18 protein-coding genes and 1 other annotated feature are annotated in these 20,280 nt (G+C 38.7%); of the genes, 3 read left to right on the top strand and 15 right to left on the bottom strand.

Annotated elements, in window-relative coordinates:
- Positions 1–262 precede the first annotated feature (262 nt).
- From nrdH to nrdF, 3 genes are all read left to right on the top strand, one after another.
- The gene (gene nrdH / locus A6J31_RS03050) at positions 263–487 is read left to right on the top strand and encodes a glutaredoxin-like protein NrdH (RefSeq protein WP_004182714.1); all 225 of its coding nucleotides are present in this window, start codon (positions 263–265) and stop codon (positions 485–487) included.
- 94 nt (positions 488–581) lie between these two features.
- Positions 582–2,741, top strand: a complete 2,160-nt coding sequence (nrdE, locus tag A6J31_RS03045) for a class 1b ribonucleoside-diphosphate reductase subunit alpha (RefSeq protein ID WP_080610415.1) — start codon at positions 582–584, stop codon at positions 2,739–2,741.
- Positions 2,742–2,898: 157 nt separating this feature from the next.
- A complete protein-coding gene (gene nrdF, locus A6J31_RS03040; RefSeq protein ID WP_014634259.1) occupies positions 2,899–3,858 on the top strand; it encodes a class 1b ribonucleoside-diphosphate reductase subunit beta in 960 nt (319 codons plus the stop codon).
- A 91-nt stretch (positions 3,859–3,949) separates the two neighbouring features.
- Here nrdF and ileS read toward each other — a convergent pair whose 3' ends face one another.
- From ileS to A6J31_RS02965, 15 genes are all read right to left on the bottom strand, one after another.
- Positions 3,950–6,748: an isoleucine--tRNA ligase gene (gene ileS / locus A6J31_RS03035; protein ID WP_048790743.1), complete on the bottom strand. Its 2,799-nt coding sequence runs from the start codon at positions 6,746–6,748 to the stop codon at positions 3,950–3,952.
- Positions 6,749–6,795: 47 nt separating this feature from the next.
- Positions 6,796–7,009: a binding site (T-box leader), on the bottom strand.
- Positions 6,996–7,871 (bottom strand): DivIVA domain-containing protein, encoded by an 876-nt coding sequence (locus tag A6J31_RS03030; RefSeq protein WP_080610414.1) that lies wholly within the window; start codon positions 7,869–7,871, stop codon positions 6,996–6,998. Its footprint overlaps the feature before it by 14 nt.
- Positions 7,872–7,923: 52 nt before the next feature.
- Complete coding sequence (locus tag A6J31_RS03025; protein ID WP_014634257.1) at positions 7,924–8,727, bottom strand: RNA-binding protein; 804 nt, start codon at positions 8,725–8,727, stop codon at positions 7,924–7,926.
- Positions 8,727–8,984, bottom strand: a complete 258-nt coding sequence (locus A6J31_RS03020; RefSeq protein WP_037604445.1) for a YggT family protein — start codon at positions 8,982–8,984, stop codon at positions 8,727–8,729. The genes A6J31_RS03025 and A6J31_RS03020 overlap by 1 nt, the downstream gene beginning before the upstream one ends.
- 3 nt (positions 8,985–8,987) lie before the next feature.
- The gene (locus tag A6J31_RS03015; RefSeq protein WP_038675734.1) at positions 8,988–9,572 is read right to left on the bottom strand and encodes a cell division protein SepF; all 585 of its coding nucleotides are present in this window, start codon (positions 9,570–9,572) and stop codon (positions 8,988–8,990) included.
- 4 nt (positions 9,573–9,576) lie between these two features.
- Positions 9,577–10,260: a YggS family pyridoxal phosphate-dependent enzyme gene (locus A6J31_RS03010; RefSeq protein ID WP_014634254.1), complete on the bottom strand. Its 684-nt coding sequence runs from the start codon at positions 10,258–10,260 to the stop codon at positions 9,577–9,579.
- Between the two features lie 2 nt (positions 10,261–10,262).
- Positions 10,263–11,585, bottom strand: coding sequence for a cell division protein FtsZ (gene ftsZ, locus A6J31_RS03005; RefSeq protein WP_002884133.1), 1,323 nt, complete (start codon positions 11,583–11,585; stop codon positions 10,263–10,265).
- Positions 11,586–11,613: 28 nt separating this feature from the next.
- Positions 11,614–12,990, bottom strand: coding sequence for a cell division protein FtsA (ftsA, locus tag A6J31_RS03000; protein WP_022496829.1), 1,377 nt, complete (start codon positions 12,988–12,990; stop codon positions 11,614–11,616).
- Positions 12,991–13,116: 126 nt separating this feature from the next.
- Positions 13,117–14,259, bottom strand: coding sequence for a cell division protein FtsQ/DivIB (locus A6J31_RS02995; RefSeq protein WP_080610413.1), 1,143 nt, complete (start codon positions 14,257–14,259; stop codon positions 13,117–13,119).
- Between the two features lie 9 nt (positions 14,260–14,268).
- Entirely contained in the window at positions 14,269–15,339 is a 1,071-nt protein-coding gene (locus A6J31_RS02990; RefSeq protein ID WP_002884072.1) for a UDP-N-acetylglucosamine--N-acetylmuramyl-(pentapeptide) pyrophosphoryl-undecaprenol N-acetylglucosamine transferase, read from the bottom strand.
- Positions 15,340–15,342: 3 nt separating this feature from the next.
- Positions 15,343–16,695, bottom strand: a complete 1,353-nt coding sequence (gene murD, locus A6J31_RS02985) for a UDP-N-acetylmuramoyl-L-alanine--D-glutamate ligase (RefSeq protein ID WP_080610412.1) — start codon at positions 16,693–16,695, stop codon at positions 15,343–15,345.
- A 127-nt stretch (positions 16,696–16,822) separates the two neighbouring features.
- Positions 16,823–17,092, bottom strand: coding sequence for a DUF3165 family protein (locus A6J31_RS02980; RefSeq protein ID WP_002884134.1), 270 nt, complete (start codon positions 17,090–17,092; stop codon positions 16,823–16,825).
- 19 nt (positions 17,093–17,111) lie between these two features.
- Positions 17,112–18,962, bottom strand: coding sequence for a translational GTPase TypA (gene typA, locus A6J31_RS02975; RefSeq protein WP_002884130.1), 1,851 nt, complete (start codon positions 18,960–18,962; stop codon positions 17,112–17,114).
- A gap of 144 nt (positions 18,963–19,106) precedes the next feature.
- Positions 19,107–20,075, bottom strand: coding sequence for an ROK family glucokinase (locus A6J31_RS02970; protein WP_014634250.1), 969 nt, complete (start codon positions 20,073–20,075; stop codon positions 19,107–19,109).
- Positions 20,068–20,274 (bottom strand): YqgQ family protein, encoded by a 207-nt coding sequence (locus A6J31_RS02965; protein ID WP_014634249.1) that lies wholly within the window; start codon positions 20,272–20,274, stop codon positions 20,068–20,070. The genes A6J31_RS02970 and A6J31_RS02965 overlap by 8 nt, the downstream gene beginning before the upstream one ends.
- Positions 20,275–20,280 lie beyond the last annotated feature (6 nt).

The raw sequence follows: 20,280 nt of genomic DNA, 5'->3' as shown, positions 1-20,280 counted from the left end.
GGCATTTTGATGTTATATTATATAACATCATAGGTGAGATATTTCTTTTTTAGTCAATTCCATAAACAAATCCTATTTAATTTAGGAAACTTAAAAAAGCCTTTAAAACACAAAATATAGGGTTGTGTTTTAATACTAAACACAAAATCTTGTATTTCCTTAAGATATTTAGCTTGATTTTTCCCTATATTTTGGGTATTCTATTAGAGTCGAAAAAGTGGCTCTTGGCCACTTAAAATCTTTTTATAAAGGAGTATTTGCAATGGCAAAGATCACATTGTTTTCTAAAAACAACTGCATGCAGTGCAAAATGACTAAAAAATTCTTGGAAAAGGAAGGTGCTGATTTCGAAGAAATCAACATTGATGAACAGCCAGAAAAAATCGATTACGTTAAAAGCCTCGGTTTCACTGCTGCTCCAGTTATTGAAGCCGGCGATATCGTCTTTTCAGGTTTTCAACCTACCAAACTTAAAGAAATCCTTTAATTATCAAGTTTTTATATAGAAAGGAACTTGTTTGCTTAGTTTAATGTTTTAACCTTAATCTACTATTAAATAAACTGAGCCTGGTATCTGTATTATGTCTTTAAAAAATCTTGGCGATGTTTCATACTTCCGCCTCAACAACGAAATTAACCGTCCTGTTAACGGTCAAATTCCTTTGCATAAGGATAAAGAAGCGCTTCGTGCCTTCTTCCTTGAAAACGTTAAGCCAAATTCAATGGCATTCAACAACATCACAGATAAAATTAATTATTTGATTGAGAACGATTATATTGAGTCTGAATTCATCGGTAAATACGAACCTGCTTTCATCGAAAAATTGTCTGCAGAAATTCATTCTCAAAAATTCCGCTTCCAATCTTTCATGGCAGCCTACAAGTTCTACCAACAATATGCCCTCAAAACAAACGATGGCGAGTCTTACCTCGAAAGTATTGAAGATCGTGTTCTATTCAACGCCCTTTACTTTGCTGATGGTGATGAAAACCTAGCTAGTGACCTTGCCAACGAAATGATTCACCAACGTTACCAACCTGCTACTCCTTCATTTCTAAATGCTGGACGTAGCCGTCGTGGTGAACTCGTGTCATGTTTCCTTATTCAAGTAACAGATGACATGAATTCTATCGGACGTTCTATCAACTCTGCCCTCCAGTTATCACGTATTGGTGGTGGGGTAGGTATTAGCCTGTCTAACCTTCGTGAAGCTGGTGCTCCTATCAAAGGATATGCTGGGGCAGCCTCTGGTGTCGTGCCTGTTATGAAGCTTTTTGAAGATAGCTTCTCTTACTCAAACCAACTTGGCCAACGTCAAGGTGCTGGTGTTGTTTATTTGGATGTTTTCCACCCAGATATCCTTGCCTTCCTTTCTACTAAGAAAGAGAATGCTGATGAGAAGGTGCGTGTTAAGACACTATCACTTGGTGTTACAGTTCCAGATAAATTCTACGAGTTGGCACGTAATAATGAAGATATGTACCTCTTCAGTCCTTACTCAGTCGAAAAAGAGTACGGTAAACCATATAACTACATTGATATTACAGCTATGTACGATGAGTTGGTTGCCAATCCAAATATCACAAAAACCAAGATTAATGCCCGTGAGCTAGAAACTGAAATTTCTAAACTCCAACAAGAATCAGGTTATCCATATATCGTCAATGTTGATACAGCCAATCGACACAATCCAATCGATGGTAAGATTATCATGTCCAACCTCTGTTCTGAAATTCTCCAAGTTCAAACACCAAGTGAACTTAACGATGCACAAGAGTTTGTTAAACTCGGTACAGACATTTCATGTAACCTTGGATCAACTAATATCCTTAACATGATGACTTCACCTGACTTTGGTCGTTCGATTAGAGCAATGACACGTGCGCTTACCTTTGTTACAGATAGCTCAAGTATTGATGCTGTACCATCTATCAAAAATGGTAACCAACAAGCTCATACCTTTGGTTTGGGAGCTATGGGGCTTCACTCTTACCTCGCTAAACACCATATCAAGTATGGTAGCCCTGAATCTGTTGAATTCACTAATATCTACTTCATGCTTATGAACTACTGGACTTTAGTTGAATCTAACAACATTGCCCGTGAACGTCAAGAAACCTTTGTCGGTTTTGAAAAATCAAAATATGCTGATGGTTCTTACTTTGACAAATACGTTACAGGCCAATACGTTCCTAAATCTGACCGTATCAAAGAACTTTTCGATGGTCACTTCATCCCACAAGCTAAAGATTGGGAAGAACTCCGTGAACTCGTTAAGAAAGATGGACTCTACCATCAAAACCGTTTGGCTGTTGCGCCAAATGGCTCAATCTCTTACATTAACGACTGTTCGGCTTCTATCCATCCAATCACACAACGTATTGAAGAACGTCAAGAAAAGAAAATCGGAAAAATCTACTATCCAGCCAACGGTCTTTCAACAGACACAATTCCTTTCTACACTTCAGCCTACGACATGGACATGCGTAAAGTTATCGACGTTTATGCCGCTGCAACTGAACACGTTGATCAAGGTTTGTCATTAACCCTATTTTTGCGTAGTGAGTTACCAAAAGAAATTTACGAATGGAAAACAGAAAATAAACAAACGACTCGTGACCTTTCTATCCTTCGTAACTACGCCTTTAACAAGGGAATTAAATCAATCTACTACATCCGTACTTATACAGATGACGGTGAAGAGGTTGGTTCTAACCAATGTGAAAGCTGTGTCATCTAAGATAGTGATTTAACGATAACAACCTCACTAGTCTTATTTACAAAATGCATTAAAAGGTCGGTTCGCCGACTTTTTTAATAGATCAACTCAAAAAACTATATCATGATTTTGAATTATGATAAAATAGTAACGATATCAATAAAGAAAGAGGTTTCTAATGGAAACTTACTACAAAGCCATTAACTGGAATGAAATCGAAGATGCGATTGATAAATCTACTTGGGAAAAATTGACGGAACAATTTTGGCTAGATACACGTATCCCACTTTCAAATGACCTTGATGACTGGCGTAAACTTTCAGCTGAAGAAAAGGATTTGGTTGGAAAAGTTTTCGGTGGTTTAACCTTGCTAGATACCATGCAATCTCAAACTGGTGTTGAAGCCATTCGTGCAGACGTCCGTACACCTCATGAAGAAGCTGTATTGAACAACATTCAGTTCATGGAATCTGTTCACGCCAAATCTTACTCTTCAATCTTCTCAACTTTGAATACTAAATCTGAAATTGAAGAAATTTTCGAGTGGACTAACAGTAACGAATACCTCCAAACCAAGGCGAAAATCATTAACGATATCTATGAAAATGGAACGCCTCTTCAGAAAAAGGTTGCTTCAACATATCTTGAAACATTCCTTTTCTATTCAGGGTTCTTCACTCCACTCTATTATCTTGGTAATAACAAGCTAGCTAATGTCGCTGAAATCATTAAGCTCATTATCCGTGACGAATCTGTTCACGGAACCTATATTGGCTATAAATTCCAACTAGGGTTCAACGAATTGACTGAAGAAGAGCAAGAAAGTTTCCGTGAATGGATGTATGATCTTCTCTACCAATTGTATGAAAATGAAGAGCTCTACACTAAATCTCTTTATGATGGTGTTGGATGGACTGAGGAAGTTATGACTTTCCTTCGTTACAACGCCAACAAGGCTCTCATGAACCTGGGACAAGATCCACTCTTCCCAGATAGTGCGAACGATGTTAACCCAATCGTTATGAATGGTATTTCTACAGGAACATCTAACCACGACTTCTTCTCTCAAGTTGGTAATGGTTACCTTCTAGGTACTGTTGAAGCCATGCAAGATGATGATTATAACTACGGACTATAAGAAAAAACTAGCTGAGCTAGTTTTTTTATTGTGTTCAATACTATATTCGAAAAACAAATAGAAAAAGAGTTCAAATTGAACTCTTTTTATTTTATTTTGCTTTTACTTCAAAACCTTCTGCTACACCTTCAGCAAAGTTTTCTTCAACAATGCTAGCACAGTGATCACAGATAGTCGCATTGTAGCTACGTTCTTTGGTAGTTGGATCGATACGACGGCAACGATCACAGACATCACCTTCAGCACGTTCTACTGTGAATGCTACACCTTCAAAGCTTACAGCAGACTCAGGAGCATCTCCTTCAGCAATAGTCAATGCTGAAACAATCAAAAGTTGAGCAAGGTTAGTATTCAAACCTTCAAGAAGTTCTTTGACTTCAGCATCAGGATAGATTGTCAAATGAGCTTCAAGCGATTTACCGATAACTTTTTCGTTACGCGCTTCTTCCAAAGCTTTTTGAGCTTGGCCACGGAAATCCATGAAGGCATTCCATTTTTCAAGAAGTGCATCTTGACCAGCGAATTCTTCTGCTTCTGGCAACTCTGACAATTGAACATAGTCTTCTGTTTCAAATTCAAGATATGACCAAATTTCTTCTGCAGTGTGAGGAAGAATTGGTGTCAATAGTTTTGTAATCTTGACAAGAATATCGTAGAAGACTGTTTGCATTTGACGACGTTCAAGTGATTCTGCACTTTCAATGTAAACAACATCTTTAGCAAAATCAAGATAGAAAGCAGACAACTCAACGTTAATAAAGTTAACTAAGGCTTTGTAGATAGTTAAGAATTCAAAGTTTGCATAGGCATCACGAATAGTCTTAACTAATTGGTTAAATCGAATAGTCATGTACTGATCTACAGAACGCAAGTCTTCAAAGGCTACTGCATCAGTTGTTGGATTGAAGTCAGATGTATTAGCAATCAAGAAACGAAGTGTGTTACGAATCTTACGATAAGATTCTGATACTTGGCTAAGGATATCCATTGAGATACGAACGTCATTAGTTGTATCAACACTTGTTACCCAAAGACGCAGAATTTCAGCACCAAATTGTTTCTCAACATCACTAGGAGCAATAGTATTACCGAGGGATTTAGACATCTTTTCACCCTTACCATCAAGCGCAAAACCTTGAGACAAGAGTTGTTTGTATGGTGCAACACCATTATTAGCAACAGATGTGATAAGTGAGGAGTTAAACCATCCACGATATTGGTCTGAACCTTCGAGATAGAGGTCAGCTGGATAAGTCAACTCAGGACGGTTAACAACGACACCATTCCATGATGAACCTGAGTCAAACCATACGTCCATAATGTCAGTTTCTTTAGTAAACTCTCCGTTTGGTGAACCTGGATGTGTAAAGCCTTCTGGAAGAAGATCTTTGGCATCACGTTCCCACCAGATAACTGAACCATGCTCTTCGAAAAGTTTAGCCACATGTTCGATTGTTTCTTCAGTCATGATTGGTGTTTTATCTTCAGCATAGAAGATTGGGAGTGGCACACCCCAAGCACGCTGACGAGAGATTACCCAGTCACCACGGTCACGAATCATGTTGTAAAGACGAACTTTACCCCACTCAGAATGGAATTTAACTTTTTCAATCTCATCCAAAATCTCTTGACGGAATTTAGAAACAGAGGCAAACCATTGTGGCACAGCCCGCCAAATGATTGGTTTCTTCGTACGCCAGTCAAATGGGTATGAGTGTGAGATTTCTTCTTTAGCAAGGAGCAAATCACCAAGTTTTTCCATAACGATTGGCGCCACTTTATCGTAGAACTGACCTTCAAAATCAGGGCCAGCATTTTCCATCATGATACCACGCTCATTAACGGTTACGGCAACTTCAAGGCCATTAGCAATACCTACGTTATAGTCATCCTCACCAAAACCAGGAGCCGTATGGACGATACCTGTACCTGAATCTGTAGTTACGTGATCACCAAGGATAACAAGCTCATCAACTTCTGTATCCCATGGGTGTTCAGTGACGATTTGATTCAATTCTTCACCACGGTATGACTGAAATACTTCCACATCTGTCCAACCGAACTTCTCTGAAAGACTATTAAGTAATTCAGAAGCAACGACAAATTTTCGGTCTTCTCCGGCAGGTTTTACGAGAACATATTCAATATCAGCACCAACAGTCAAACCACGTGAAGCTGTTACTGTAAATGGTGTTGTTGTCCAAACTACGATATATGTATCTGTATCTAGTACTCCTTTACCATCCTTAACCTTATTGGCATAGTAAAGTGAAGTTGAAACTAAATCATGGTACTCGATTTCAGCTTCAGCAAGTGCTGATTCTGATGACCATGACCAATAAACTGGTTTTGCACCTTGATAGATGTAACCTTTTTTAGCCATCTCACCAAATACACGGATTTGTGCAGCCTCATAGTCTGGTGTCAAAGTAACATATGGGTTATCCCAATCAGCCGAAACACCAAGACGTTTGAAATCTTCACGTTGTTTGTCAACTTGTGAAAGTGCATAATCACGACACATCTTAAGGTATTCAGCACGATCAAGTTCTTTACGTTTCACACCTTGTTTTGCCAACACTTGCTCAATTGGAAGACCATGCGTATCCCAACCAGGAACGTAAGGAGCATAGAAACCAGACATTGATTTTGAACGAACAATGATATCCTTAGAAATTTTATTCATCGCATGTCCAACGTGAATATTACCATTGGCATACGGAGGACCATCATGAAGAGTGAAGTGAGGTTTACCTTGGTTCAACTCTTGACGATGTTGATACATCTTAGCATCTTCCCACTCTTTTTGCCAGATTGGTTCTTTGTTAGGAAGTCCAGCTCGCATTGGAAAAGCTGTCTTACCTAGATTTAAGGTTTCTTTGAGTTTCATTATATCTCCTCTTTAAATTAATTTACTAAATAAAAAGAGCCTTCATCAAAAAGGACGAAAGCTCGTGGTACCACCTTAATTCAGAGCAAAAAAACATTTGCTCCCTCATATGTCCGTAAGGAGGACCATCCTTCTAACTTACTTAGTTCAGTTAGAATGCTTGAAAATGATAACTATCCAAATAGGGAATGTGGGACTCACACCATCTCCCACTCGCTGTTAATATACTTGGTAAGTTGTATTTTTCTTATTCGCTAATATTCAATTTAAACGTTTGTGTTTCGTTAAGATTAATTTCACCTGTTGACTCAGGTTGCAAATCACAAACTTCATCTACTGGTGCTGAAGTTGGGAAATCTGCTACTTCACTCTCGAAAGTATCTGGAATACCAAAATCAACAGGAGTTGAAACCACTTCGTTTGTTTCATCAACTTCTGGACTAGAGAAATCTTCAACTTGCTTATTACTTTCAGCAACACGACGTTGAAGTTCAGCCATTTCATCAGGAGTGAATTGACGAGTTGCATCAAATGAAGCTGCATCATTTGAATCAGGTACATGCTCATCCAAAACTTTTTCAACAACTTCTTTAAAGGCAGCATCTGAATTTTGAAGATAAATAGCTGTTGGTTGCAACAATTCACCCCATTCTGGAGCACTTGCTAGGCTAAGCTGACCTTCAACTGCAGCCAATAGGCGTTGGTGGAAGACACGACTTTGACGTTTAAGTTCTTCCGTTTCGATGGCAACACGTTTGGCTTCATCTGTTGCATCACGAAGAATTTCAGATGCCTTAGATTTAGCTTCTTCAACCAAATGAGTAGCATTGAAGTTAGCCTTATTAATCAAGTTAGCTGATTCGTCAGCCGCTGAAGCTTTAACTTTTTCAGCTGTTTCTTGAGCCAAAATAACTGATTGACTCAATGATTCTTTCATTTCATCAAAATAAGCCAATTTTTCTTCAAGCTCTTTTACACGAGCAGCAAGTTCACGATTATCACGAACCAAATCTTCGTAATCATCTACAATAATATCAAGAAATTCATCAACTTCTTGCTCATTATATCCACGAAATTTAGTTGTAAACTGTTTATCTTTAATATCAAGTGCTGTAATAGCCATTACAGGCCTCCTTTATTTTTCATTACCATATCTGATGGTTTAAATTAAATAACTACTTTTTTCTCCGTCTTAACAGACTTTCAATAACGATTTTAGCTTTCCCGGACTTTGAAAATCCGTCTTGTTGAGCTAGTCGAAATCGACCATAACCTCTAACCGAAATCATATCACCAATCATAACCGTCTGATTAGCCTTCTCAATTTGTCTATAATTTAATTTAACTTTTCCAGAAGCAATAAGTTTTAAGGCGTTAGAACGGGATAGGTTTAGTACCGTCGCCAACACATTATCAAGACGCATACTGGAAAGTAAAACAAAAGATTGTGAATAGTTTTCTTGATTTGAAATCCAATCGTCTTTGCTTACTTCTTTTAGAGTAACCGAAACATTTCCAATCTTAGTAATCGTCATTATCGCATAACTTGCTAAATGAGAAGCAATGGAAAATTGAACACGTCCTTCTTCATCAAGAATAATATCTCCAAATACTTGACGATCAAGACCAAGTTGATTAATCAGTGCTCCCAAAACTTTTGGGTGTGTCAATTTATTGAACTGTCTCGCATAAGAGATTTCTAGGCGTTTAATTTCAAAGTCTTCGTCATCAAGCTCGTAATATTCGGGAGCAAGAATAACTCTTCCATATTCTTCAGATTCAGGAGTAGAACTCACAAAAAATTTTAAATTGTAGTAATGAGCTAACTCTTCAACAATCTGAATTTCACGAGGATTCAAGAAATCAGTTAAGTAAGGACTGTACCTTTCATCAACTAATTGACAAAATCCCCTAACCTTCTCTAGAAAAGGGCGTTCATCTAACGAGTAATGCTGTTCAATATTTTTAATATCTGACATCAGAGTAGAATAAATCTAAGAATTCTAAGTGAAAAGTTTAGTAGAAGTACAATTACCAATATTGAAAAATCAATACCAGCAAAAGCTAAATTCAGGCGACGAAATGGTGCGAGAATCGGTTGAACAATTTGTCTAATGATTCTTCCAAGGCTAGTATCATAAGCTCCTGGAAACCAGGACAACAAAGCATAGACTACAAGAAGAATCTCTATCACGTTAACAACACGTGCCCAAATAACATAAAGTAATACAGACATCGCTTAACGTCTCTTCATGTCGAAGTCAAAATTAGCTTCTTGGTTGCCATGAGCCAACCCAATCTCTTCGATGTCAACAACGACATTAATTGGCGTAAGCAAATACATTGAAGAGCCAACTTTTTGCAAGTTGCCTGTAAGTACCTTGCTAGCACCATCAATAAAGTCAAGACAACGACGAGCTTGCGCTTCCAACATATATTGAAAATCGATTAAAACACATTCGTTTTCAATCAATAGTTCTACAATTTCCTGAGCATCTTCATACTTTTTAGGATATTTAATTGCAATTGTTGTTTTAGTTGTATTCATCTGTTGTGGTCCCTGATTTGCTTGTGAACGACTCAGAGGTAAACTACGAAGGACTTGAGTTTCCTGTAAGTCTGAATGAACATGTTGGCGACGAGGAGGGACTGTTGCCTGAGAACGCTCAGGTTGACGTTGCTGACGAGGAGGTGGTGTCTGCACAGGTTTCTGTGCTTTCACTGGACGTTCTTTAGCCTCTTCTTTAGCAGCATCTTCATAATCTGTTACTTCGTCGGTATCAAAATATGAAACAATTTTATCAATTGCGTCTTTTAATGCCATAAGGTTATTCTCCGTTCTCTTTAAAGAATGCACTGCCTATTCTGACAAAGGTTGATCCATTCTGAATAGCCATGTCATAGTCTCGACTCATCCCCATGCTTAACTGATCACAAGGAACATTCTTTAGTTTTTTCTCTTGAATTGATTGTCTAAGTTCATTTGTCTCAGCAAAAATCTTATCAAGTTCTTGAGCATCTGCATCAATTGGAGCCATAGTCATGAGTCCAACTATACAAATCTTATCAAGATTTTCAATTTGTTTTAGAACAGTATCAAGTTCTTCAGGTGAAAAACCATGTTTTGACTCTTCACCTGAAACGTTAACTTGTAGGAAGCAATTAATGGTGTGGTCGGCACGCTTTTGAATTTCCTCTGCCAATTTAACAGAATCCAAAGCATGAAAATAATCAACTAAATTAATAACATCCTTTACTTTACGACGTTGCAGGGTACCAATAAGGTGCCAAGTCAAATCATAATTTTTTAAAGCTTGATACTTATCTAAGAATTTATCAACGCGATTTTCAGCAATGTGCTTGATTCCCGTTTTAACCAATTCTTCAGCGACATCACTTGAAACATATTTGGTTACGGCAACAATATTGACGTCATCGCTAGAGCGATTAGCCTTTTCACAAGCTCTTTTTACCGCTTGATAAACATTATTTTTATTCTCTTCTATAGTCATTATTAACGATTTTTAAAGAATGGTGGTGTCTCCAATTCATCATCATCTTCAACATCACTTGAGAATGTAGACATAGTCAATTGACTATCTAGTTGACCAGTTTCAGGACGAGAAATATTATCACGTCTCAAATCCCAATTACCAAAAGCTGACTGCTCTTGTTGAGGAGCTGCCGCTGCAGGACGAACTCCTGCTTGAGGCATTGAAGGTGTTTCATTATAGTCAAAATTTGGTTGACGTTCAAATGAAGGTTGAGAAACTGGACGTTGCTCTTCTTGAACAACTTGTTGAGCAGGAGCTGATGGTTGTGAAGGAGCTGTAGTCACTTTACGTGGCTGAGCTTTCATACCAGATACTTTTTCAGCACGATCTTGACGAACTCCAGTTGCAACAACAGTTACACGGATTTCATCTTTCAATGTATCATCGATTGATGTACCAAGCCAAATGTTAACACCGCTACCAGCTGCTTGACCAACAATTTCAGATGCTTCTTCTGCTTCTGTAAGCGTCATATCAAGACCACCAGTTACGTTAACGATAACATCTTCTGCACCATCAATAGTAGTTTCAAGAAGTGGTGAATAGATTGCTTTGCGCGCAGCTTCAACAATACGTTCTTCACCTGAACCAATACCAATACCCATAAGTGCATTACCTTTATTTGCCATAACTGTTTTCACATCGGCAAAGTCGAGGTTAATCAAACCTGGGTTAGTGATAAGGTCCGTAATACCTTGGACCCCTTGACGAAGAACATTATCTGCTTCACTAAGAGCTTCAAGAAGTGGTGTTTTCTTATCAACGATTTCAAGAAGGTTATTGTTAGAGATAATAAGAAGGGTATCAACTTGCTCACGCAATTCTTGAATACCTTCGACAGCGAAGGCACCACGTTTGTTACCTTCAAATCCAAATGGACGTGTCACAACTGCAACTGTCAATGCACCCAAGCTTTTCGCAATACGTGCAATAACTGGTGCTGCCCCTGTACCAGAGCCACCACCCATACCAGCAGTGATAAAGACCATATCAGCTCCTGTAAGTGCTTCTGTAAGTGTTTCTTCACTTTCTTCAGCTGCCTTACGACCAACTTCAGGTTGACCTCCGGCACCAAGGCCACGAGTCAATTTAGGACCCAATTGGATTACTGTTTCTGCTTTAGAAGAGCTGAGTGCTTGAATATCAGTATTAGCTGCAATAAATTCAACACCAGCAAGACCTTCTTCAATCATTCGGTTGATGGCGTTTCCGCCACCTCCACCGACACCGATAACTTTAATTACCGCACCTTGAACTGATGCGCTATCAAATGAAAAACTCATTTTATTTCCTCGCTTTTACTAGATTCAATTAATCAAACATACTGCCGAAAATACCACGAACACGATCACCAAGTTTTTGTTTTTGTTCATGATTTTCTTCTTCAACTGGCAGAGGTACCTCAATGGTATTCTCAACTGGAATAGGATTTGGTTGAGGAGCCACTCGAGGTGCTGGAGCAGGAGTTCTATCAAAACTCAAGGCAGGAGCCTCATTGTCGATTGGTTTACGACGAAGATACTCTTCACCAGACACAGCTTGTTGCGCGATGATATCAACTTCTGTAAGAAGACCAACATACTCAACAAGACTAATCACATTTGCAAACATTGGATTACGGATACCAACTTGATTTGGCACGTAAAGTTTAACATTTGTCTCAAAAATTTCTTGAGCAACTTCAACCACACCTGGCATGATAGCTGTTCCACCTACAAGGACAATGCCACCAGGCAAATCAAGTAGACGTCCTCGAGTCAAGTCTTGTTTAACTCTATCAAGGATATGCTTCACACGAGCTGAGATAATCTCAGCAAGGTATTTTTCTGTAATCTCAACTGGTGAATTCTCACCTACAACTTCTACTTGGACAGTTTCTGTTTCGCTTGCTTCTTCAATATCTGCATTACCAAAATTGAACTTAAGTGCTTCAGCAATCTGCATTGAAGTCTTCAAAACTTTTGAAATATCCTTAGTGATGTACTCGCCACCTTCAGAATAAATATTGGTAAATTGAAGTTCTTGAGCACGCATGCTTGCAACAGTTGTTTGACCGCCACCCATATCAATAACAGTAGCACCAAACTCACGTTCACCTTCATTTAGAACAGCACGTGTCATTGCAAGAGGAGAGATGATAATATTCTCTACTTGAATACCAGCACGTTCAACTGTCTTACGAAGGTTGTGAAGAATTGTTGTTGGACCTGTGTATATGAGACCTCTCATTTCAAGACGAATCCCCATCATTCCACGAGGATCACGAATTCCTTGGAAGCCATCAACAATAAACTCTTCAGGAACTAGTGAGATAACCTCACGCTCAGGTGTAATGCTCTTTGTCAAGGCTGAGCGAACAACACTTTCAACATCTTCATCTTTGATTTCTTTTGATTCACTTGTTACAGGAATCATACCTTGTGTAGGCTCAATTTGAAGAAGATTAGCTGGAAGCCCAACGTTCACTTGCTCAATAACAATCCCAGCTTTTTCTTCTGCTTGTTCAATAGCTGTTTTGATTGATTTCGCTGCAGCGTCAATGTCAACAATGATGCCATCTTTCACACCAGAACTCTTAACATTACTTACTCCGATGACATTCATTGATCCATCAATAAACTCAGCAACAAGAACCTTAATCGAGCTAGTTCCTATATCTAATCCTGTAAAAAAGCCATCTCTAGCCATTCACTCGACCTCTCAATCTTTCCATTCAATATCTTTGTAAACTGTATAAAAACAGAATTATTCGGATACTATTGTACCATAAAAAAACGTAAAATGTCAGCATTTTACGTTTTTTATTATTCAATATTAGCCTTGAGCAGGGGAAGTCCGAAGAGTTGTTTCTTGACCAACACTTGGTTTTTCTTCTGGTTGCATACCTGAATTTTCAGAATTAGTTTCTTCTTCAGAATGCTGTTCCGTTGATGTTGTAGTATCTTGACCTTCTTCAGAAGTTGCATTTTCTTCTTTTTTATCAGTCTTATCTTTATCTTTCTTTTTATCCCCATCAGTTTTTGATGATTCAACTTCAGGAGTCGTTGTATAAAGTCCAACTTCCATATCTACAATACTTCCATCTGAAAGTTGACTCTTAATTTTCTCGTAGTAAGGAAGCTTAACTGTTAATTGAGAAAGTGGAACACGAATGGAATTGCCATCATACAGCTCAATCGTTAGTAAATCTGAAGTTGCTTTAGTAGGCGTAAGATTAATAATTTGAATATTATTCTTGATTTTTGTATCAAGTTTATTTAATTCTTTTACTAACTCTTCGATTTTCTTCTCGTCATCCATCTTTAAGGTGATGAATTTATCAGGTAGATTACTAGTTGAAACTGTTCCTCCTGTCTTACCACTTTGAAGAATAGAAACATAACCATTTGTAGTTTGACGATAAGCCACGATTGGGTATTCTTTTACTGCAATATTAAATTGATTTGGAAAACTATATGTAACTGTAGCCTTTTTAACCCAAACATTAGTTTTTTCAACAGTTGATGCAACCTTTCCTTGGTTGAAAAAGACATGAGTGATATAGTCTGTATCAAGAATACCACTTGCAACTTTCACATCTTCTGGTAAAGCATTTTTTGTTCCTGATACAGTGAGAACCTTTTGTTTTGACCAAGGTGAAATAAAGAAAAGTGAAAATACGATTAGGAGTGCAGCGATAAAAACAACTAGTCCTGCAAGATTTTGTTGTGCAATTGGAATATTACTAGTTGTATTACCTTTTTTTCGTTTCTTCCTTTTGGTCTTTTTTTTCTTTTTAACCTTCTTTTTCACTGGTGGCTGGCTCTCATTTGAAGTCGCTTCTTGTGAATGAACGACCTTTCCATTCGCAAATTCTTCAGAATCTTCGGTTTCTTTTTTTCTCAAAAATTCGAGATTTCTCTTCTGCCACTCTGTGAGAACTTGTTTTTCTTGTGATTCTTGATCCTTTTTTGCCATGAAATTCCTTTATTTTTTTGAAATACTAGTCACTAATAGGTTATAAAAATCATCAGGAGAAGTGATTTCCTCAGATTTAGCCATCGCTTCTTTGTAAGTCTCTGCATGTTCAACAAGTTGTTCAAGCTCATGATTCAAGGTTTCCCAACTTAATTCTGTTTCCTGTAATTGACGTGCGTAGCCTTTTCGTTCAAAATAGGCAGCATTTTCAAGTTGGTCTCCTCGGCTAGCTTCTTTCCCTAAAGGAATAATTAAATGAAGTTTTTTCATAGCCAACAATTCGAAAATCGTATTTGAGCCACCACGAGTTACAACTAAATCTGCCGTATCCATAAGAGGTTGGTACAAATCTGTCACATAATCAACTCTATAAAGATGACGTTCTAAGGTATTCAATGAAGAGTCCCCAGAAATATTAATGACATTATATTTTTCCGTCAGTTGTGGAGTATTACTAATAAAATCATTAAATACCTTTGCACCAGCTGAACCACCAATGAAAAGGACAGTTTTTAAGTTGTCATCAAACTGTTCTTTAATCTTATCAAGGGCACCAGACTGATTAGATGTCGCCATTCCTACCTTTGTAATAGCACCTACATGTTTTGTCTTTGCCAATCCTTTTGATTGTTCAAAAGTCGTAAACATAGTAGTCGCAAATTTATAGGCAATTTTATTGGCCAAGCCCATAGAAAGGTCAGACTCATGCACATATACAGGAACTCCTAATAATTTAGAAGCAATTACCGGTGGCACTGAGACAAATCCACCCTTTGAAAAGAGTGCTTGGGGGCGAATCTTGGCAATAATTGCAATAGACTGAAGAATCCCCCAACCAACTTTAAAGACATCCAACATATTTTGCCATGAGAAATAACGACGTAGTTTACCTGTAGCAATACTATGGAAAGTCACATCTAAGCCAGATTTATCAATCTGCTCATGTTCAATCCCGTGCTTGTCACCGATATAGTGCACTTCCCATCCATCTTTGAGAAATTTTGGAATTAAGATAAGATTTAAAGTCACATGTCCAACGGTTCCACCACCGGTAAAAACAATCTTTTTCGCTTTTGCCATAGACTATCCCTTCAATTGCTCAACAGTTGTGATAAATTCGTCACCACGCACTTCGAAATTCTTGTACATATCCCAACTTGCGTTTGCAGGGCTCAACAAGACAACATCTCCTGCACTTGCTTGATCAAAAGCAATACGTGTCGCATCTGCCACATCTTTGGCATCAAGATAAGTCACGCCCGCTTTATCAGCAGCACGTTTGACACGGGGAGCTGATTCTCCTAAAATCACCATTTTCTTAAGACCAGTAATGTCAGGAATGAGTTCATCAAATTCATTACCACGGTCCAAACCACCGGCAATCAAAATGACTTTGCTATTATCAAAACCAGAAAGTGCTTTTTGTGTCGCTAAAATGTTTGTTGACTTACTATCATTATAGAATTTCACTTCATCGATAGTGTCAACGAATTGGAGACGGTGCTTAACCCCACCAAAGCTTGCGAGGGTTTCCTTGATAGCTTGGTTTGAGATACCTGACAATTTTGCTACAGCTATAGTTGCCAAGGCATTTTCAACATTGTGACTACCAGGAACGCCAATCTCATCAGCTTGCATCACCAATTCACCTTTGAAGTAGAGACCACCATTTTCAAGATAGGAACCATCTACTTTTTCCACTGTTGAGAATGGTACTACTTGTGCTTTAGTTTGTGTAGCTAATTCCTTAGCCAAGTCTTGATTGAAGTTCAAAACAACAAAATCATCCGCAGTCATCTGATTTTGAATATTCCATTTGGCAGCCACATATTCTTCAAAACTACCATGATAGTCAATATGTGTCGGCATCAAGTTAGTAATCACAGCAATATGTGGATGGAAGCTGTCAATCCCCATCAATTGGAAAGAAGACAATTCCATAACTAAGGTATCTTGAGCAGTAACTGACTGTGCAACTTCTGACGCAGGGAAACCGATATTTCCAGACAAGACACCCGATTTGCCACCATGGTTTAGGACATCAGCAATCATAGTTGTCGTTGTTGTCTTACCATTTGAGCCTGTAATACCGATAATAGGTGCTTCAGATACTAGGTAAGCTAATTCCACTTCAGTCCAAACAGGAATGCCTTTTTCAAGTGCACGAGCTACCATTAGATTGTCATAACGAATTCCAGGATTTTTCACCATTAATTCAAAATTTTCATCCAATAGTTCAAGAGGATGTCCGCCACAGACAACCTTAATCCCTTCTTCAAGAAGCGTCTGTGCTGATGGATTTTCCTCAAATGGTTTCCCATCATTTACTGTGACAATAGCACCCAACTTAGCCAATAGGCGGGCAGCTGCTTCACCAGATTTAGCCAAACCAAGGACCAAAACTTTTTTATTTTCAAATTGTGTTACTGATTTCATAATTCGTCCATTCTCTCAAATTGTATCATAATCATTTTACCCTTTATCCCAAGCTATTTCAAGGAGTTACCTCTTCTTGGCAAAAGAAAAAGCCAATCTATTCGATTGACTTTTAATCTCATGCTACTTATTTATCTTCATGTTCAGCTTTTTCATGATTAAGCTCTGACATGGCGAAAAAATCTTTCAAGGTGAAATAGCTCAATACAAGCATTCCCACCGTAACAAAGAACTCACCAGGTAAACTGAAGAATTTAATGATTGATAGCACTGCTAAAAGTAGGAGCAATGCTAAGGTAGCCATGACAAAGAGAAGATTCATGGTGTTTTTTACCGACTTTGGTGCAATAAAGAAATAGAATGATGCAATCAATATAGCAACAATCAGATAAAACATCTCTTCTCCTCTCTATATATTATTCAGCTTCTGCTGCTTTTTTCTTACGTTTATTGGCTTTATCACGCTCTGCTTTATTCAAAATTTGTTTACGCAAGCGGATAGATTCAGGCGTTACTTCCATGTACTCATCGTCATCCAAGAATTCAAGTGATTCTTCAAGAGTCAAGATACGTGGAGTCTTGATAACAGCCGTTTGGTCCTTAGTTGCTGAACGCACGTTTGTCATTTGTTTTGCTGTAGTGATATTGACACCAAGGTCATTTTCACGAGCATTTTCACCAACAATCATACCTTCATAAACTTCAGTACCTGGGTTAACAAAGATTGTACCACGTTCTTCGATACGCATGATTGAGTAAGTTGTCGCTTTACCTGTATCGATAGAAACAAGGGCACCACGGTGACGTCCACCAATTTCACCAGCAACAACTGGCAAGTATTGGTCGAAAGTATGGTTCATGATACCGTAACCACGTGTCATAGACAAGAATTCAGTTGAGAATCCGATAAGACCACGAGCTGGTACAAGGAAGATAAGACGTGTTTGACCGTTACCAACCATTTGCATATCAAGCATGTCACCTTTACGTTCTGAAAGGGCTTGGATGATAGAACCTTGGTACTCTTCTGGAGTATCAATTTGAACACGTTCAAATGGCTCACATTTCACGCCATCAATTTCTTTGATGATAACTTCTGGACGAGATACTTGAAGTTCGTAACCTTCACGACGCATTGTTTCGATAAGGATTGACAAGTGCAATTCACCACGACCTGAGACAGTCCATTTATCAGGAGAATCAGTTGGATCAACACGAAGAGAAACGTCTGTTTGCAACTCTGCCAAAAGTCGTTCTTCAACCTTACGTGATGTCACGTGTTTACCTTCACGACCTGCAAATGGTGAGTTATTAGCCAAGAAAGTCATTTGAAGTGTTGGTTCGTCAATACGAAGAACTGGCAATGGTTCAACAGCATCAGTTGGTGTAATTGTTTCACCAACGAAGATGTCTTCCATACCTGAGATGGCAATCAAATCACCAGCTTTTGCTTCTTCAATTTCACGACGTTCCAAACCAAAGAAACCGAAAAGTTTAGTAACACGGAAGTTCTTTGTTGTTCCATCAAGTTTTGAAAGGGTAACTTGGTCACCGACTTTTACAGTTCCACGGAAGATACGTCCAATACCGATACGTCCAACGAAATCATTGTAGTCAAGAAGTGACACTTGGAATTGAAGAGGCTCATCTGAGTTATCTACAGGAGCTGGGATGTGGTCAATAATAGTGTCAAAGATTGGAGCCATAGTGTGCTCTTGATCAGCAGGGTTATCTGACAACGATGATGTTCCGTTAATCGCTGAAGCATACACAACTGGGAATTCCAACTGATCATCATCAGCACCAAGCTCGATGAAAAGTTCAAGAACTTCATCAACAACTTCTTCAGGACGAGCTGATGGTTTATCAATCTTGTTAACAACAACGATAGGTGTCAAGTTTTGCTCGAGTGCTTTTTTCAACACAAAACGTGTTTGAGGCATTGTACCTTCGTAGGCATCGACAACAAGGACAACCCCATCAACCATTTTCATGATACGTTCAACTTCTCCACCGAAGTCCGCGTGACCTGGTGTATCCATGATGTTGATACGCGTACCGTTATAAGCAACGGCTGTATTTTTGGCAAGGATGGTAATTCCACGTTCTTTTTCAAGATCGTTAGAGTCCATTGCACGCTCATCAAGCTCTTTACGCTCGTCAAGAGTGTGGGATTGTTTCAACAATTCATCAACAAGTGTTGTTTTACCGTGGTCAACGTGGGCAATGATGGCTACGTTACGGATATCTTCTCTAAGTTTAGTCATTTTTTCCTCTTTAATTTTTATTTCAACTTTTAAAGTATACCACATTTTCAACAAAATGGCAGAGCTCAGCTGATTGTAAACGTTTTTCAACAAGAAAAAGGTGCTGTCCACCTATAATTGGTCAGACACACCTTCTGTCATTCATTAGTTATCAATTGTAAGTGCAAGGCTAGCAGCTCCAATGATACCAGCATCATTTCCAAGCTCTGCTAATTTCACTTTTGTTGTACGGCGAACTTGTGGGAATGCATAACGTGTAAAGTATCCTTCAACACGGCTACGCAAGAATTCACCAGCTGCTGAGACACCACCACCGATTACAACTGAATCTGGGTTAAGAATATTTGAGATATTTGCTGTTGCAAGTCCTAGGTATTCAGAGACTTTGTCAACGATGCTATTAGCAAACTTGTCGCCTTCGGCAGCGGCAACGAAAATATCTTTACTTGTTACTTGCTCACCATTATCTACAGCAGCTTTAATAGAAGAGTTACCTTCATAGCCTTCTGCCAAATGACGTGCCAAACGTACGACACCTGTTGCTGAAGCTACAGTTTCCAAGCATCCTTTATTTCCACAAGTACATTCAAACCCTGTTTCAGGCTCAACGATAATGTGGCCAATTTCACCACCAGCACCGCCAACACCATGGATCAAGTTACCATCAGCGATAACGCCGCCACCAACTCCTGTTCCTAATGTCACAAAGACAACATCAGGATTGTTAGCACCAGCACCAACCCAACGTTCACCGAGGGCAGCAACGTTAGCATCATTATCAATTGCAAATGGAATACCGAGTTCTTTTTCGATGACAGATCCAACTTCTTGAGTTTCTGCCCAGTTCAAGTTGAAAGCACCAGTGACCGTTTTATTTTCACGATTAACAGCTCCTGGAGAACCCATACCAATTCCAATGAAATCTTCTGCAGTAAGTCCGTACATTTCCAAACGGTGTTTCAAAGACTCCACGATGTTAGGGACGATGTGACGACCATTTTCAAGCGTATTTGTTTCAATCGCCCATTTTTCTTGGACTTCACCTTCTGAAGTCAAAATACCAAATTTAACAGTTGTTCCACCAAGGTCAATTCCCAAGAGTTTTTTACTCATTTTCTTTCTCCATTTCAATGCGATGTTCACGTCGTAAAATCATTTCAGCAGTAAGGTAGCTGTCCTTGTCCACCAAACCATTCTGGTAGAGGGCTTCTAATTCAATCTTCATCATTTCGATATCATAGAGCCTTTTTCCCAGGTAAACTACTATGCCAAACTGTTTCAACAACTGTTGAACGTCATATAAAGTTTTCATAGCAAT

It is taken from the genome of Streptococcus sp. FDAARGOS_192, from assembly GCF_002073815.2.
Classification (GTDB): domain Bacteria; phylum Bacillota; class Bacilli; order Lactobacillales; family Streptococcaceae; genus Streptococcus; species Streptococcus salivarius_H.
This window is presented reverse-complemented; position numbering and strand designations above follow the sequence as displayed.